The organism is Sinorhizobium psoraleae, assembly GCF_013283645.1.
Lineage (GTDB): Bacteria > Pseudomonadota > Alphaproteobacteria > Rhizobiales > Rhizobiaceae > Sinorhizobium > Sinorhizobium psoraleae.
Window position 1 is genome coordinate 863,593 of record NZ_JABEKV010000002.1, and the last position, 15,711, is coordinate 879,303.

Annotated in this window: 16 protein-coding genes; all 16 read right to left on the reverse strand. The window is 61.8% G+C overall.

Annotated features, from left to right (window positions below; all coding sequences use genetic code 11):
- Positions 1 to 25: 25 nt before the first annotated feature.
- Positions 26 to 418 (reverse strand): chemotaxis protein CheT, encoded by a 393-nt coding sequence (gene cheT / locus ILFOPFJJ_RS12820; RefSeq protein ID WP_173510917.1) that lies wholly within the window; start codon positions 416 to 418, stop codon positions 26 to 28.
- Between the two features lie 65 nt (positions 419 to 483).
- Positions 484 to 1,035 carry a chemoreceptor glutamine deamidase CheD gene (gene cheD, locus ILFOPFJJ_RS12825; RefSeq protein WP_173510918.1) on the reverse strand — a complete coding sequence of 184 codons (552 nt, stop codon included), beginning with the start codon at positions 1,033 to 1,035 and terminating at the stop codon, positions 484 to 486.
- The gene (locus tag ILFOPFJJ_RS12830) at positions 1,032 to 1,421 is read right to left on the reverse strand and encodes a response regulator (protein ID WP_034851752.1); all 390 of its coding nucleotides are present in this window, start codon (positions 1,419 to 1,421) and stop codon (positions 1,032 to 1,034) included. The genes cheD and ILFOPFJJ_RS12830 overlap by 4 nt, the downstream gene beginning before the upstream one ends.
- Positions 1,421 to 2,479 (reverse strand): protein-glutamate O-methylesterase CheB, encoded by a 1,059-nt coding sequence (gene cheB / locus ILFOPFJJ_RS12835; RefSeq protein WP_173510919.1) that lies wholly within the window; start codon positions 2,477 to 2,479, stop codon positions 1,421 to 1,423. Before cheB ends, ILFOPFJJ_RS12830 begins: the two co-directional genes overlap by 1 nt.
- Positions 2,476 to 3,384: a protein-glutamate O-methyltransferase CheR gene (gene cheR, locus ILFOPFJJ_RS12840; RefSeq protein WP_173510920.1), complete on the reverse strand. Its 909-nt coding sequence runs from the start codon at positions 3,382 to 3,384 to the stop codon at positions 2,476 to 2,478. The genes cheB and cheR overlap by 4 nt, the downstream gene beginning before the upstream one ends.
- A complete protein-coding gene (locus ILFOPFJJ_RS12845; protein ID WP_173510921.1) occupies positions 3,381 to 3,848 on the reverse strand; it encodes a chemotaxis protein CheW in 468 nt (155 codons plus the stop codon). The genes cheR and ILFOPFJJ_RS12845 overlap by 4 nt, the downstream gene beginning before the upstream one ends.
- Positions 3,849 to 3,853: 5 nt before the next feature.
- Positions 3,854 to 6,115, reverse strand: a complete 2,262-nt coding sequence (locus ILFOPFJJ_RS12850) for a chemotaxis protein CheA (protein WP_173510922.1) — start codon at positions 6,113 to 6,115, stop codon at positions 3,854 to 3,856.
- 19 nt (positions 6,116 to 6,134) lie between these two features.
- Positions 6,135 to 6,500, reverse strand: coding sequence for a response regulator (locus ILFOPFJJ_RS12855; RefSeq protein WP_065784641.1), 366 nt, complete (start codon positions 6,498 to 6,500; stop codon positions 6,135 to 6,137).
- A gap of 3 nt (positions 6,501 to 6,503) precedes the next feature.
- Positions 6,504 to 6,797: an STAS domain-containing protein gene (locus ILFOPFJJ_RS12860; RefSeq protein WP_153438461.1), complete on the reverse strand. Its 294-nt coding sequence runs from the start codon at positions 6,795 to 6,797 to the stop codon at positions 6,504 to 6,506.
- Positions 6,798 to 6,840: 43 nt separating this feature from the next.
- Entirely contained in the window at positions 6,841 to 8,475 is a 1,635-nt protein-coding gene (locus tag ILFOPFJJ_RS12865; RefSeq protein ID WP_173510923.1) for a globin-coupled sensor protein, read from the reverse strand.
- A gap of 771 nt (positions 8,476 to 9,246) precedes the next feature.
- Entirely contained in the window at positions 9,247 to 10,641 is a 1,395-nt protein-coding gene (locus tag ILFOPFJJ_RS12870; RefSeq protein ID WP_173511506.1) for an FGGY-family carbohydrate kinase, read from the reverse strand.
- Entirely contained in the window at positions 10,638 to 10,952 is a 315-nt protein-coding gene (gene rhaM / locus ILFOPFJJ_RS12875; RefSeq protein ID WP_173510924.1) for an L-rhamnose mutarotase, read from the reverse strand. The genes ILFOPFJJ_RS12870 and rhaM overlap by 4 nt, the downstream gene beginning before the upstream one ends.
- Positions 10,953 to 10,960: 8 nt before the next feature.
- Positions 10,961 to 11,965, reverse strand: a complete 1,005-nt coding sequence (locus ILFOPFJJ_RS12880) for an ABC transporter permease (RefSeq protein WP_173510925.1) — start codon at positions 11,963 to 11,965, stop codon at positions 10,961 to 10,963.
- Entirely contained in the window at positions 11,965 to 12,945 is a 981-nt protein-coding gene (locus ILFOPFJJ_RS12885; RefSeq protein ID WP_173510926.1) for an ABC transporter permease, read from the reverse strand. The genes ILFOPFJJ_RS12880 and ILFOPFJJ_RS12885 overlap by 1 nt, the downstream gene beginning before the upstream one ends.
- Positions 12,942 to 14,453: a sugar ABC transporter ATP-binding protein gene (locus ILFOPFJJ_RS12890; RefSeq protein WP_173510927.1), complete on the reverse strand. Its 1,512-nt coding sequence runs from the start codon at positions 14,451 to 14,453 to the stop codon at positions 12,942 to 12,944. The genes ILFOPFJJ_RS12885 and ILFOPFJJ_RS12890 overlap by 4 nt, the downstream gene beginning before the upstream one ends.
- A 241-nt stretch (positions 14,454 to 14,694) precedes the next feature.
- Complete coding sequence (rhaS, locus tag ILFOPFJJ_RS12895; RefSeq protein ID WP_173510928.1) at positions 14,695 to 15,684, reverse strand: rhamnose ABC transporter substrate-binding protein; 990 nt, start codon at positions 15,682 to 15,684, stop codon at positions 14,695 to 14,697.
- Positions 15,685 to 15,711: the final 27 nt, after the last annotated feature.

Genomic DNA, 15,711 nt, shown 5'->3' on the forward strand with positions numbered 1-15,711 from the left:
CCTCGAATACTCGATCAATGCGACGTCAGAACGCTTCGAAGTCGCCTGAGGCTTTCGTCAAGGGCTGCGAATGGCCATGGCGCAGCATGCCGCTGCCCAGTGCCTTTTTCATGTCCGCAAGCTTGACCAGGTTGACCGCGGTCGTGACGTCGACAAGCCAGGTGTCGGGAATGGATGCCGTGATCGTATCGATAAATTCGGCCAGCCCACGCGTCTTCTGCACGGCCAGGTCGATGCCCTGAAGCACCATCACCTGCTCGGACGCATCGGATGAGGCCACGCCGCGATTGCCGTAGAGCTGCGGCTCGATGCGTTCGATGAGGTAGGCGACGTCATGGAGCTCCGTGACGATGCGCATGAGTACAGCGGGCAAGGATTCTTCGGCGTGAGGCCCATGGCCCTGGTAGTCGATCTGCATGGTCTGTCCTCACGTCGTCTGCGAAATGGAATTCGGAAGTGCGTTGTTCGGCTGGTCGAGCACGATCAGAAGAATTCGATGGAGCTTTCCACCGGCTTCGGCACAGGCGCAGGTCGCTGGTCCATCTGCATTGCCCGTTGTGCTTCCATCCCCGTCAACGCGTATTGGCGGGCACGCCCGGAGGATGGCCAATACTCCAGCTTGCGGCCGTGCTCACCGCCCGTGCTTTCGCCGACGATGCGGATCCCTTCGTCCAGCAGGAACTGGCGCGCGAAGGCGGCATTCTGCTCGCCGACATTCGAGAATCTCGCAATTGTCTTGGCGCCGCCGAAGATCTTTGCTTCCAATCGGTCGCGACGGGCGCCTTGCTTCAACAGACCGTTGATCAGCAGTTCCATCAGGTGCACGCCATAGCGCGTGGCGTCCCCGCTGGAGTTCGAAGTCGCGGAGCCGGGCAACAGGAAATGATTCATACCGCCGATGCCGATCACCGGATCACGCATGCAGGCGGCCACGCAGGACCCGAGAATGGTCGAAAGAACGATATTCGGATCGTTGATGACCTTGAACTCGCCCTGGATGACATGCACGCGCCTGCCGGCGGCCTCGGTCATCATTTCAGCGCCCCGAACACCGCCTCGATCGCAGCCTTCATCTTTTCGATCGTGAACGGCTTGGCGAGAACATTGTTGGCGCCGAGGGCGGCTGCCTTCTGCACCAGCGCGCGGTCGCCCTGCGCGGTCAGGATGATGAAGGCAGCTTTCTTCGTCGTCGGGTTCGATCGCACGGCCTGGAGCAGTCCGAGCCCGTCCATTTTCGGCATATTGAAATCCGAGATAACGAGGTGGTGCGGGTTCTGGGCCATGATCTTCATGCCCTGTTCCCCGTCGCCGGCTGCGGTGATCTGCTTGAAACCGAGCTGCTGCAGGGCGTCGCCCAGGAGCAGACGGCTCGTCACCTGATCGTCGACGATCAGAACTTTTATTTTTTCGGCGATGGACATTATTCGCTTCCTTCTTTTCGGGCTGCTGCGGTCTTCAGGATCTCCTCCCCGATCGACCCGAGGGGGAGCTGCGTTTCGACAGCACCCAATTCATAGGCAACTCTCGGCATGCCGTAGACGACACAAGTCTTTTCGTTTTGTCCGAAGGTACGTGCACCGGCATGTCGCATCTTGAGGAGACCGGACGCGCCGTCACGGCCCATTCCGGTCAGAATGACACCGATCGCGTTGCGGCCCGCGAGTTCGGCAACCGAATCGAACAGCACGTCGACCGAGGGCCGATGGCCGTTGACCGGGTCGCGATCGACGAGGCGGCAGCAAGGCGCGGCTGCATTGGCCACCTGAAGGTGGCGTTCACCGCCCGGCGCCAGATAGATCTTGCCGACCTCCAGGCGGGCGCCGTCGGTCGCCTCCTGGACGGTCGGCGCGCAAAGGCGATTAAGCCTTTCCGCAAAGCTCCTGGTGAAGGTGTGCGGCATATGCTGCGTGATCACGGTCGGAGGACAATTGGCCGGGAACTTCTGCAGCACGGTGATCAGAGCTTCGACGCCGCCGGTCGATGCGCCTATGGCGATGATCTTGCGGCCAGCCCTGTAGTCGGAAACGGCATTTGCGTTAGCGGCGGTCGGGGCGGCGGCCTTGTTGCCGGTGATGAGGAGCTTTCGCTGCGAGCGTGCGGCCGCCTTCACCTTGTCGATCAGATCGCCGAACGGATTCGGATCGCCGGGGTGCGGCTTGCCGACACAGTCGAAGGCACCGATTTCGAGCGCGGCGATCGATGCTTCCGCGCCCTTGTGGGTCAGGGTCGAGACCATGATGACCGGCATGGGACGCAGCCGCATGATCTTATCGAGAAACTCAAGCCCGTTCATGTTCGGCATCTCGATGTCGAGCGTGACGACGTCGGGATCAAGCTGCTTGATCGCCTGGCGTGCCTCGATCGCATCGGCTGCCTGGCCGACGACGGTCACGTCAGGATCCGCATTCAGCACGGCGGTGATGAGGCCGCGCATGGTGGCGGAGTCATCGACAACGAGAACGCGTGCGGGAGCACTCATGCGCGGACTCCATGAAACTTGCCGGTATGGCGATAGGTGGTGATGCCGATATTGTCGAACTCAGACTTGGCATCCCCGGACACACGCTCCGAATGGCCGATATAAAGATGCCCGTTGGTGTTGAGCACGCCGGCGAAGCGCGACCAGATCTTCATCTGCGTCGGCTCGTCGAAATAGATCACCACGTTGCGGCAGAAGATGACATCGAAGGGCCCTTTTATCGGCCATTGCGCCATGAGATTGAGCTCGTTGAAGGTGATCAGCCGTTTGACGCGGTCGTCGATCTGCCACTTGACGCGCCCGCCGACATTGACTTCGCTGAACCACTGCTTGCGCATGGCGGGATTGACCGTTTCGAGCGCCGTCGCGTCATAGGCCCCGGCCCGCGCAAGTGCCAGGATCTTCGGATCGATATCCGTCGCCAGAATGCGGAAATCATAGTCGGCGGCGTTCGGCAGCAACGACAGAACCGTGAGCGCGATCGAATAGGGCTCCTGACCGTCGGAGCATGCCGCCGACCAGATGCGAACGCGTCCGCCGCTCTTCGCGCTGGCGATCAGCTTGGGCAGCACGTCCGTCTTCAGGTGTTCGAAATGGTGGTTTTCGCGGAAGAAGCGCGTGAAATTCGTCGTCAGGTGCGAGAGCATGTCACGTCGCGCCGCTGCGCCGGCCGACGAGCCGACGAGCAGACAATAATCACGAAAACCCTTGAGCCCGAGATTGCGGATGTGCTTCGACAGCCGCGAATAGACGAGCGACGCCTTGGATTCGTTGAGATAGATCCCGGCATCGGCATAGATCATCGCAGCGATCTCGTTGAGATCGCGGCGCGTCAGCGGATATTCGCCGCTCGCAAGGCAATCGTCCGGCGACAGTTTCTGTTCGAGAATGGCCTGAGCTCTCATGCCGCCTCCCTTTCCTCATGGGGGAAAACCGCTTCGAGTTCGACCAGGCAGATCATACGGCCTTCGATCGCCAATACGCCTCGGGCAAATGTCTTCTCGAATTCGGACGAAATGTCCGGCGTCGGCTGGACGTCCTCGTCCCTGACGGTCAGGATGTCGGAAACGGCGTCGACGAGGAGCCCAACCACCTGGTTCCTCACCTGGGCGACGATGATCACATGCCGAACCGTCGGCTCGGCGGGCTTCATGCCGAGGCGGGCGGAGAGATCGACGATCGGCAACACCGCGCCGCGCAGATTGATCACGCCGAGCACATAAGATGGCGCATGCGGCATAGGCGTAGCCGGTGTCCAGCCGCGAATTTCGCGGACCGCCATGATGTTCACGCAGAATTCCTGATCGCCGACGCGGAAAGCGATGAGCTCCCGTCCGCCAGTCGTCAGATTTTTTGCGGCATAGGTCATAGGTATTATCCGGCTGCAGCAAGAGACATTTCAGGTTTCAGGGTTTGCCCGCGCGAGGCCGCGACGATGGCGTCGACATCGAGGATGAGCGCCACGCGACCGTCGCCGAGGATGGTGGCTGCAGCGATGCCGGGGACGTGCGTATAGTTCGCCTCAAGGCTCTTGATCACCACCTGCCGCTGCCCCTGGATCGCATCGACCATCAGGGCGCGCTGGCCGCCGCCTTCGGACTCGACCAGCAGCGCGACGCCCTCGACCGGATTGGCCTGCGTCGCGCGGAAGTTCAGGATGCGGCCGACATCGACCAGCGGGCAGAAGGAGTTGCGGATTGAGATCAGGCGCTGGCTGGCGCCGAAGCTGTGGATCGCGGCGGCCTCGGGCTGAAGCGTTTCCACGATGGCGGTCAACGGCACGACCAGCGTCTGGTTGGCAACCGTCACCACCATGCCGTCGAGGACGGCAAGCGTCAGCGGCAGGCTCATCGTGAAGATCGAGCCCTGCCCGGGCTTCGACGAGATGTTGATGCGCCCGCCGAGTGCCTGGATGGAACGCTTGACGACGTCCATGCCGACGCCTCGGCCGGAAATGTCGGAGATCTTGTCGGCGGTCGAGAAGCCCGCATGGAAGATCAGGTTGTCGACTTCCTCGTCCGAGAGGTTGGCGTCGGCGGCGATGAGATCGTTGTCGATCGCCTTCTGGCGCACCTTCTCGCGGTTGATGCCGGCGCCGTCGTCGGCAAGCTCGATGACGATGCGGCCCGAACGGTGCTTGGCCGTCAGGCGCACGGTGCCTTCGGCATTCTTGCCGGCGGCAAGCCGCTTTTCCGGGGTTTCAAGGCCGTGGTCGACGGCGTTGCGGATCATATGCGTCAGCGGTTCGGCCAGCTTGTCGATGACCGTCTTGTCCACTTCCGTATTCTCGCCCTCGGTGACGAGACGAACGGACTTGCCGGTCATGTCGGCAATTTCGCGGACGATGCGCGACATGCGCTGGAAAACGGGCTTCACCGGCTGAGCGCGGATCGCCATGACGCTGTCCTGGATCTCGCGGGTGAGCTGCTGTAGTTCCTCGAGACCCATATTGATCGACGACGTACCGTTCGTGTCGTTCTCGATTACGCTCTGCGACAGCATCGCCTGGTTGATGACGAGTTCGCCGACGAGATTGATCAGGCGATCGACGCGATCGAGGTCGACGCGGATGGTGGGGGTGGCGGCGGAGGCCGCCTGCTGGGCAGCCGCGCTGGCCGCAGCCGTCGTGTTCCTCTGAGCTTCCGCAGGAGCCCGGGTGGAGGACTGAGCCATCTGCAAGACATTGCTTGCCGTCCCAGCCGCCGAAACGGCCGCATCGCGGTCGCGGCTGGCGAATTGTTCTTCCTCTTCAGCCGAACCGGCCGGTGCCTCGTCCAGCATCGAGAGATCGAAGGGAACGGGCTGCATCGGCAGCTCCTCGCTGGCATCGACCGCGCAGCCGCCGGCCAAGGCGATGTCGAGGTCGCAGTCCCATTCCGCGAATTCGAACACAGAGCGGATTGCCTCCTCGCCCTTGTCCGTCTTCAGCGAAATCTTCCAGGAGAAGTAGGCGGCCTCCGGATTCATTCGATCCAGCGGCGGCATTCCATCCATATCACAGTGAATGCTCATCTCGCCGAGGCGCGACAGGTCGCGCAGAAGCAGTGTGGCATCATTGCCCTTGGCATAAAGTTCGGATTTCGGCCTGAAGACGATCTCGTAGCAGGGGGCCTCGATCACGGCCGGTTCGTCCGCCTCGAAGTCCTCGAAGGAGAAGGCAACGGGCTGAAAGCCTTCCTCGTTGACAGGAGGCGCGGCAACTGGTGTGGGCGCCGCCTTGAACGTCGGCTCGGCAGCAGTCGCCTGCGGCAGCTCGCCACTGGCCAGCGCCTCGAGTTCCTTGATCAGTTGGCGGCTGCGGGCCTGATCGACGCTGCCGCCGTCGCGGGCAGCATTCGTGAGGTCGGCGAGCACATCCGCCGACTTCAGCATGACCTTCAGGACGTCCTGATTGGGCTCCAGCCTGTTGGATCGAACGCAATCGAGCGTCGTCTCGAACACATGCGCGAACGATACGAGATCATCCAGCCCAAACGCGCCGGCGCCCCCCTTGATGGAGTGGACCGCGCGAAAGACCGCATTGACCGTTTCCGGATCGCGATCACCGTCGTTGAGCTTCAGGAGACCCGACTCCAGTTCCGCGAGCTGCTCCTCGCATTCCTGGAAGAAAATCTCTTTGATTTCGTTCATATCCATTGGAGGCTGTCCTCGGATTTCAGGCCGTTACGCGCTCGATTGCATCGATCAGCTTGGTCGGGTCGAACGGTTTGACGATCCAGCCGGTAGCCCCCGCCTGCCGGGCACGGTTCTTCTTCTCGGCGTCGCTCTCCGTGGTCAGCACCAGGATCGGCACGGCGCGGTAGCGGTCGTTCTTGCGCACGCCCTCGATGAAACCGAAGCCGTCGAGGCGTGGCATGTTGATATCGGTAACGATGACATCCGGATTGGCTTCCTCCAGGACCTCAAGCCCTTCGACGCCGTCCTCGGCCTGGATCGTTTCGAATCCGGCATTGTTGAGGGTGACGAGAAGCATGTTCCGGATTGTGCGGGAGTCGTCGACAGTCAGAACTCTCTTCTTCATTTCTCAAATCTCCTTTGCCATCAGGGGATCGATGTCCACGCCGATGAGCTGTGTCGTCTTAACGAATGCGTCCGACACCTTGGCGAAGGTGAAAGACAGCTGCTGTTCTTCCCAATTTCTTGCGCCGGCGATCAGCACCTGTACGCAGAGCGCACCGATCCGCTCGACAGCGGAGGCATCGATGGCGACCGCGCTCCCTTTCAGCGCCAGGAGCTTTTCATGCAACGCCGTCGCCTCATTCAGATCGAGCACAGGAGCGAGCCTGAGCGTCTTCTGAGCGGTCTTCTTGCTGGCCATTTCGACTTCCTCGCGTGCCTGCTTTAAAATGCTTCGCCCAAGACTAGTGGTGCCGTCCTGCAACGTGCCGCCCCGAGACGGCACCGTCATCGAGCAGTGTGATCGCGTCCTCGTAGCCGACTTGCGCCTCCGCGCGCTGCGAAGCGCGCGACAGCACCGGGGTGGAGGTCGCGGCGGCGCGTGCCGCTTGATGCCGTTCGAGGCGGAACCTGCGGATCGACTGGCCGAGTTCCACGATGACGCCATACAGATCCTCCGACGATCCCGCGGCGCTTTCCGCCAACGCGGCGCTTTGCTGGATTGCTTGCGAGATCCCGCCGATTTCAGAGGCGGCGGTACGAAGATCGCTCACCTGATCTTCGGCCTCGCGGGCGATGCCCGAGACGGCCGCGTTGATGGAAATCACCTGCTCGACGATGCTGCTGATCGCATCCTGGGTCCGGCCGACCATCTCGACGCCGGCCTCGACCTGGGCCTTGGTTCCCGTAACAAGCTGCTTGATCTCGCGCGCCGCCTCGCCGGAGCGCTGCGCGAGTGCGCGGACCTCTTGGGCGACCACCGCGAAGCCGCGGCCGCTGTCGCCGGCGCGCGCTGCCTCGATACCGGCATTGAGAGCCAGAAGATTGGTTTGGAAGGCAATCTCGTCGATCACACCGATGATCTGACCGATCTTTTCGGCAGAGGCCTCGATATCGGCCATGGCCGAAATCGCCTGCCCGGCAATCTCGCCGCTCCGCTCCACCGCAATGCGCGTTTCGTTCGCCTTCGCTTCGGTTTCGCCGATGCGTGCCGATCCGGCACGCACGCGTTCGGTCATGCCGCCGAGTGTTGCTGCCTGGCGGGAGAGCGCCTCGGCTTCGCCTCCAGCCTTGCCGGAGAATTCAGCCGCGCGGGCGTGCAGCTCCAAGATCATCGTTTCCGCCGCTACGGCACGCTCGTCAGCGGATTGCAAAGCGGCCTGAATCTGCTCCAGGGACGCGTTGAGGCTTGCGACGATCGGTTGATATGCATCCGAACCGCTTTCCGGCAGGCGGGCAGCAAGATCACCGTCACCGAGCGCCTGCAGAAAGTCCGAGAAAAGATCGCTTACTTCCGTTTCATCGTCTCTGCGCTGCTCGGCGAGTTGCCGTTGGTGCTGTTGCCTGAGCGCATTGAAGCGCAGCGACACCGCAATTTCCGTATCGACGAAGGTGGTGCGCACGAGCACGGCGACGAGATCGCAGAGTTCCTTCTTCCGGTTCTTGCCGAAGGGAAGCAGGGAGTTGGGCCATGCATCCCCTATTAGACCGGTCAGCAGATGCTCCAGCACCACCGCATGACTCGCGATCTGCCAGCGCGGGTCGAGGCCCATGCGCCCTTCGCTATCGGCAAGCACCTTCACGCGCTCTGCATAGAGCCCGTCGAAACGGGCGTCAGTCAGGACGTTCCAATGTGACGATTGGAGATCGTGCAGCCGATCGAGCTGGCGGTCACTGTCGAAATGGCGGGCGGCATCCGGAAAAGTCTGAAATCGATGAAAAAGGTCCCGAAGCGCAGGGTCGATGCGCGGCGAAAGGGTCTCGCGATGGTGGCGCAAGAGCGCGCAGCCATCTTCGTCGAGCCCGGCAAAACGCAGGCGCTCAAGCAAGCTTGCCGCTTGGCCCCTTCTTGCCTGTTCTGGCGACGCGTCCTGCTTCACACTGATCCCCGCTACTGCATAATTCCTTGGATCGGGATCGATCTAAGGTGAAATCATGCAGAAATTCAAAGTGTTACAGCGACATCAGCGTCTGAACAGACGTGTGGCGCCGTAGTGCGCAATCGAAACTCGCCTGGGGAGGGCCGGCCAGGGGCCAGCGGTGGTCACGCCCGATCCATGCGATCAGCGCGCCGCAGCGTCTGCCATCGTCCATCCCGCAAGCAATTTCGGTGAAGAATGGATACCGGACCGGAACCGGTACGGCGGTGCGGCGTCATGCCTTGAGGAGAACCTGAGACTTCCTATTCCGACGTGTGCGACCATGTTTATGGTTAATTCGTTGCTTGAAAGTTAACGGCTCGTGGCCCGTAATTGGAATTGCTAAAATTCACCGACGACCTCGGGGGCGTCGGCTTTTTGCACTGCAGCGAACCGTCACTGTTCCATCCGGACAACAACAGGTTTTCAATCACAAGAGTTTAGAATTGTGCTTCTACTTTCGGTCGCGTATCGAAGCGAGAGTGGAAAGGCGCAGACCGCCGACAATAACTTTCACGCAGGCTGGGCGACATCATGATGGTGCGCCGACAGGAAATGAACAATGATTGTTCTTGGAATAGGCGCCGCCATCACTGCATTCCTGACGATGACGGCAATTTCGATCGTCATCAATCTTGAACATAATCGATCCGTGAACCGGAACGCGGTTTTCTGATCCATTTGCTCAACACGACGACACTACTTCGCCTATACATTCTGTGCGGGTAAACTTTACGTGCCGACTGCACGCTGCACATGCATAGCTGTGAGCGCGCGCCATTCTTCGGCATATCCCGCATAGTCACCCGGGGCGGTGTCTACGAAACGCTCCGCCCCGGTCCGGACACGAACGCCCTCCACCAGGCAGGCCGCACCAAGGCTGGTCCCTGTGGCACTGTGGCTGTCGGCAAGGACTTGCCTGCCCGTGGCCGCGCCAAGCATCCGCAAATAGGCGGTGTTGGCGGCAAAGGGTCCTTCGACAACGATCTCTCCTTTTGCGCCGATCAAATCGAGACACGTCGCCGTCATCAGGGCGAGATGGAAGGAAACGACGGCCAGCCGCTCGGCTGGAGCAAGTGCCTCTTCTTCCGCCGTCCAGCGGGCACTGATCGATGGGAACGGCCCTGAGCCCACAGGCACCGACGGAAGAAGCATGTGGCGCGCAGCCAGAACTTCACGCTCCGCTTCGTGCGAAGGCGCGGGCGGGTCCTCGCCCACAAGCGTCGAGAAGGCGCGGCCGCCCATGAAGCGGGCCGAGGGCACCGGATCGCCAAGGGCGTTGACGTTGATCAGCGTGTCGCGTTTCTCATCGAGATCCACCCTGTCGCCCCCGACCGAGAGGATCACGACCCAGGTTCCGGTCGAGACGACCGAAAACGGCGCACTGCGTGTCAGCAGATGAGGCAGCAACGAGGCATTCGAATCGTGGATACCGCAATAGACCGGGAGGTTCGGCGGCATACCGGTTTGATCTGCCAGTTGCAGCCGTAATCCGCCGAGCACGTCGCTCGCCCTGCGCACGGGCGCGAAGAATTTGCGCCAGCCGAGCGCCTCGACCATCGACGAAAACGTCGCGGCCTCCGGATTCCAGAGGTCGGTGTGGCACCCGAGCGACGTCAATTCGTTCGCTCTTATGCCGGTCAGCCGATAGGACCAATACTGCGCATAGGTCAGGATCGTCGCGACCTTCGCAAATTGTTCCGGGAACATGCGCTCTTGCCAGAAGAGCTGCGCGCCGACATTCAGGCCCATCGGCAGGCGCGCCGAACCGGTCTCGGAGAACGGCGCGCGAACCAGGTCGTAGTTCTCGGCCAGGGCGTCCGGCCCGGTGAATTCGTAATCCAGAACCGGCAGGGCGAGTTCGCCGGCGTCATCGAGCAGGACGGCGGTCGCCCCGTGTGTGGTAACCGATATGGCGTCTACCGCGTGCTCACGATTGAGCGCGCCGAGACTATCGAGAATGAAGCGCCAAAGGCGATCGATATCGAAATGCGGGTAAACACCGTCATTGACCACGCCGTTTCCCGCCTTGCGCACGGCGATTTCCTCGAAACGCTCGAGATCGACCAGCGCGACCTTGGCGTTCGTCTTGCCTATGTCGATGACAGCGACCGTCTTCATCGTCAGCTCAGATGGAAAACGGTCTTCAGCGGCACGGCCACGGGCTCGTTGTCCGCATGCGTCTCCATGATATCGGCCATGTAGGCCCACCACTTCCGCATGACCGGATGCGAGGGAAGCTCCGCCATCCCGTGCGTGTCGGTCCGCCAGAGCACGCCGAAGAGAAGGTTGGTCTCTTCATCGAGATGGATAGAATAGTCGGAAATTCCCGCTTCCTTGAGCAGGACGACCAGTTCAGGCCAGATCGCATCGTGGCGCGCCTTGTATTCGGCAGCCATGCCCGGATTGAGCCGCATGCGGAAGGCGTATTTCTCCATGGATAACCTCAACTCGCAAGACGGCGGCGGGCACGCTGCCAAAGGATCGGCAGGGCGATGACCGAGATAAGTAGCAGGCCGATGAAGATCGACATGACGATGCCGGGCACGTTCAGGAGGCCGAAGCCGAATGTGACCATGCCCATGATCAGCGCCGCCAGCACGACGCCGGGAATGGTGCCCGAGCCGCCCAGGATGTTGACGCCGCCGAGAACGACCATCGTTACCACTTCCAGCTCCCAACCGAGTGCGATCGACGGGCGTGTCGAGCCGAGGCGGGAGGTGAGGCAGATCGAGGCGAGGCCCGCCATCAGTCCGGTGAGCACGAAAAGAATGAACTTCACCCGCGCCACACGCACGCCCGAAAAGAGCGCGGCCGTCTGGTTGTTGCCGATGGCATAGACGGCGCGGCCGAAATTCGTCTTGTGCAGCAGCACGCCGTAAAGGACGGCGAGCAGCACGAAGAGCGTGAACTCGAACGAGAACACCCACCAGACATAGCCCTGGCCGAACCAGGCGAAACTTTCGGGATAGCCGGTAAAGGCCTGGTCGCCGAGGACGATGAAGGAGAGCCCGCGAAACAGGCTCATCGTACCGATCGTCACCACGATCGACGGCAGGCCGAGGCCGGTGATGAGCAGCCCGTTGACCATGCCGCAGATGACGCCGACGCCAAGGCCGATCGCGACGAGCGCCGGCGTATCGACGCCCAATTGCACGGCATAGCCCATTGCCGTCGAGGCGAGCGCGATGATCGATGCGACCGAAAGATCGATCTCGCCGGAGATGATGACGAGCGCCATGGCGAAGGCAATCATCGCCTTCTCGGTGAAATTGAAGGTGGCGTCGGAGAGGTTCCACGGATCGAGGAAATAGGGCGAGGCCAGTGAATTGCCGAGAAAGATCGCGACGGCGACGGCAAGCAGCAGACTTTCCCAGCTTTTCAGGATGCGTGCACCGCGGCCCTGCAGACGGTCCGGAATGTTGCGGGGAAAAAGGTGAGCGTCCGTCATCAGACCGCCTCCGCTTTTCTAAGAATGACCCGGCCCTTGCGCTTTTCGGCACGGGCGTTGACGGCGACGGCGATTATGATGACCGTTCCGGAAATCGCCATTTGCGCAAAGGGCGAAATATTGATGACCGGCAGCGCGTTCTTGATCACGCCCAGGAACAGTGCGCCAAGCACGGCGCCTCCCACCGAACCGATGCCGCCGGCAATCGAAATGCCGCCGATGACGCAGGCCGCGATGATATCGAGCTCGAAGCCCGCGGCGATGTCGACATAGGCGACTGCATAGCGCGACACCCAGAGATAACCGGAAAGGCCGGCGAGCGTGCCCGAAAGGCAATAGGCGAAGAAGCGCGTGCGGCCGACATCGATGCCCGTATAGACGGCGGCGTGCGGATTGCCGCCGACGGCATAAAAGGCGCGCCCGAGCGGCGTGCGGCTCATCACCAGGTACATCAGTGTGATCATCAGGAGCGAGAGCCAGGACAGCACCGGCATGCCGGCGAGCTCAAGGCGCGGCAGCGCCTTGAAGGTATCACTCATCTCGTGGGCGTTGATCCATTTGCCGTCTGTCAGGAGGAAGATCAGGCCGCGATAAATCGTCAGCGTTCCGAGCGTAACGACGATCGGGGGGATGTTGAGTTTCCAGACGAGCGTTCCATTGATCATGCCGAGCAGGCCGCCGAGCGCCATCGCGGCAAGAATGACCAGGGGAATCGGCAGGCCGGGAAAGGCGGTGTTCAACATGGCCGCGACCATGCCGCTCAGCGCAAGATTGGCGGCCATCGACAGATCGATGCAGCGGGTGAGGATCACCGCCATCTGTCCGAGCGCCAGAATGATCAGAATGGAGGTGTCGTTGTAGACGCGGGCAAAGCTTGCCGGAGTTACGAAAGCGGGAAAGCGCAACGCGATCAGGGCGACGAGCGCGACGATGGCGACGACGAGCAGGATTTCGCGATTCTTCAGGAGCTTCGCCATCATGCGGCCCTACCGTTCGATTGCGCTTCGATGCCGGCAGCCGCGCGCACCAGCTTTTCGGCGGTCAGTTCGGCCCGCTCGAAGCGTCCGGCGATCCGCCCCTCGCGCATGACGATCACGCGATCCGACATGCCCATGATCTCGGGAATTTCCGAGGATACCATGATGACGCTCAGGCCTTCGGCCGCAAGTTCGCTCATGAAGGCGTGGACGGCGGCCTTGGAGCCGATATCGATGCCCTTGGTCGGTTCGTCGAGGATGATGACCTTCGGCTTGGTCGCGAGCCATTTGGCGATCACGACCTTCTGCTGGTTGCCGCCGGAAAGCGTGCCGACGTCCTGGTCGAGCGAGGCGGCGCGGAGATCAAGCCGGGAGGTGTAATCGCGTGCGAGCGCGAATTCGTTGGCGAGCTTCAAGAACCCGGAGCGCGATGTTTGCGACAGCGAGGGCAAGGTGACGTTCTGGAAGATCGGCATGCCGATGATCGCACCCTGCCGTCCCCGCTCTTCCGGCACATAAACGATGCCCGCGCGGATTGCCTCGGCCGGGCTGCGGATAACCAGCACCTGCCCGCCCAGCTTGATCGCGCCGGCCGACGGCCGGGTGATGCCGATGAGCGACTGCATGAATTCCGACCGCCCGGCGCCCACGAGGCCGTAGAAGCCGAGGATTTCGCCGCGCCTCAGTTCAAAGTTGATGTCCTCGAATTCGGTCGGGTGGCGATAGCCGGAGACGGTCAGCACCGGCTCACCGATCTGGACCTCCTTCTTCGGATAGACGGAGCCGACGGCGCGGCCGACCATCATGCGCACGAGATCGTCCTGGCTAACGTCAGCGATCAAGCCCTCGCCGACCATCGTGCCGTCGCGGAAAACCGTATAGCGGTCTGCGATCCGGAAGATCTCGTCGAACTTGTGGCTGATGAAGAGGATGGCCTTGCCATCGGCTTTCAGCCGCTCGATCAGGGCGTAGAGCTCGTGGATTTCCTTGTGCGACAGGGCGGCTGTCGGCTCGTCCATGATGACGACGCGCGCATCGACCGAGAGCGCACGGGCGATTGCCACCAAATGCTTCCTGGCGATGCCGAGGTCCCGCAGCCGGATCGTCGGATCGAAATCCGCGCCGGCGCGATGCAGCAAGGCCCGCGCATCGGCATTGAGCTTCTTCCAGTCGATGAAGCCGAAGCGATTGCGCGGCGCATGGCCGAGGAAGATGTTTTCGGCAACGGAGAGTTCGTCGAAAAGGACCGTCTCCTGGTGGATTGCGGTCACACCGGCGCGGGCGGCGGCAAGCGCGGTCGGAAACGTCGTTTCCGCGTCCCCCACCCGAATTGCGCCTGCATCCGGCTGATAAATGCCGGTCAGGATCTTGACGAGGGTCGACTTCCCGGCACCGTTCTCGCCGACAAGCGCCGTCACCGAACCGGGATAGAGCGCGAGCGAAACATCCGAAAGGGCGCGCACGCCGGGAAAGGACTTCGATATGCCCTCGAGCGCGACGGCGGGCTTCATCCGCGATGTGGTTGTGTCCTGCAACAAAAGAGGGTCCACCAATTCAGTCGTTTCTATAAGCGGGCGGCCGCTCGGCCCGTGCGGTCCTCATATGAGGCAGTTCCCAGGTGAGGCCGCCCCTCACTCGTTCCCTCTCCCCGCTCGCGGGGAGAGGGAACGAGAGCGTATCTCCTTCTCCCCGCAGGCGGGGAGAAGGAGTCGGCAGGCCGGATGAGGGGCAAATGCCGCTCCTCTGCGCAGATCAGAAGATCTTCGCGAATTCCTCGACGTTCGAAGCATCATAGACGAACGGATCGGCCATGGCGCCTTCGTTGTTTTCGTCGAGCTTGACCGTGCCCATGCGGCCCATCTTCAGTTCCGCACCCGGCTTGGCTTCGGCGCCGTTGACGAGACCATAGGCGATCATCGTTGCCGAGTAGCCGAGATCGATCGGGTTCCAGATCGCGAAGGATTTCGATGCGCCGGACTTCACGTGGCCCGCCATTTCGGAGGGCAGACCGAGACCGGTGACGTTGATCTGGCCGATCTTGCCGGCGTCGGTCACCGCCTGCGCGGCCGCAACGATGCCGACGGACGTCGGCGCGATGATCGCCTTCAGGTTCGGATAGGACTGAATGAGGCCTTGTGTTTCGCGATAGGACTTGTCGGCGAGGTCGTCACCATAGACCGTGGTCACGACGTTGATGCTCTTGTAGTTGCCCTGGACCTTCTTCATTTCCGCGATCCAGGTGTTCTGGTTGGTCGCCGTCGCCGAGGCCGAGAGCACCGCGACGTCGCCGCCTTCAGGCAGGTTGTCGGCCGCAAGCTTGATGATCATGTTGCCGATGAGCGGGCTCGAGGACGGATTAAGGTGCATCAGGCGGCCTTCCTTGGCGACGCCCGAATCCCACGAGATGACCTTGATGCCCCGATCCATCGCCTTCTTGAGAGCCGGCACCAGCGCATCGGTGTCGTTGGCGGAAACGGCGATCGCATCCACCTTCTGGGCAATCAGCGAATTGATCACCTCGATCTGGCCTTCCGCAGTCGTCGAGGTCGGGCCGGTATAGATCACCTCGACATCGCCCAACTCCTTGGCGGCTTCCTGCGCACCCTTGTTGGCGGCTTCGAAGAATCCGATGCCGAGCGCCTTGACGACGAGCGCGATCTTCTTGTTTTCCGCGTGCGCGGCATTGGCCATGAGCGCCACCGCAACGGCGGCCGTGACCATCAATGATTTCATAAGCTTCATGACTTTCTCCTCCCTTTGGCCGCGCGC

Bases quoted from the DNA above. Each gene is read 5' to 3' on its own strand.
- cheT (WP_173510917.1), bottom strand. From the start codon at position 418: ATGCAGATCGACTACCAGGGCCATGGGCCTCACGCCGAAGAATCCTTG.
- cheD (WP_173510918.1), bottom strand. From the start codon at position 1,035: ATGATGACCGAGGCCGCCGGCAGGCGCGTGCATGTCATCCAGGGCGAG.
- ILFOPFJJ_RS12830 (WP_034851752.1), bottom strand. From the start codon at position 1,421: ATGTCCATCGCCGAAAAAATAAAAGTTCTGATCGTCGACGATCAGGTG.
- cheB (WP_173510919.1), bottom strand. From the start codon at position 2,479: ATGAGTGCTCCCGCACGCGTTCTCGTTGTCGATGACTCCGCCACCATG.
- cheR (WP_173510920.1), bottom strand. From the start codon at position 3,384: ATGAGAGCTCAGGCCATTCTCGAACAGAAACTGTCGCCGGACGATTGC.
- ILFOPFJJ_RS12845 (WP_173510921.1), bottom strand. From the start codon at position 3,848: ATGACCTATGCCGCAAAAAATCTGACGACTGGCGGACGGGAGCTCATC.
- ILFOPFJJ_RS12850 (WP_173510922.1), bottom strand. From the start codon at position 6,115: ATGGATATGAACGAAATCAAAGAGATTTTCTTCCAGGAATGCGAGGAG.
- ILFOPFJJ_RS12855 (WP_065784641.1), bottom strand. From the start codon at position 6,500: ATGAAGAAGAGAGTTCTGACTGTCGACGACTCCCGCACAATCCGGAAC.
- ILFOPFJJ_RS12860 (WP_153438461.1), bottom strand. From the start codon at position 6,797: ATGGCCAGCAAGAAGACCGCTCAGAAGACGCTCAGGCTCGCTCCTGTG.
- rhaM (WP_173510924.1), bottom strand. From the start codon at position 10,952: ATGGAGAAATACGCCTTCCGCATGCGGCTCAATCCGGGCATGGCTGCC.
- ILFOPFJJ_RS12880 (WP_173510925.1), bottom strand. From the start codon at position 11,965: ATGACGGACGCTCACCTTTTTCCCCGCAACATTCCGGACCGTCTGCAG.
- ILFOPFJJ_RS12885 (WP_173510926.1), bottom strand. From the start codon at position 12,945: ATGATGGCGAAGCTCCTGAAGAATCGCGAAATCCTGCTCGTCGTCGCC.
- ILFOPFJJ_RS12890 (WP_173510927.1), bottom strand. From the start codon at position 14,453: ATGAAGCCCGCCGTCGCGCTCGAGGGCATATCGAAGTCCTTTCCCGGC.
- rhaS (WP_173510928.1), bottom strand. From the start codon at position 15,684: ATGAAGCTTATGAAATCATTGATGGTCACGGCCGCCGTTGCGGTGGCG.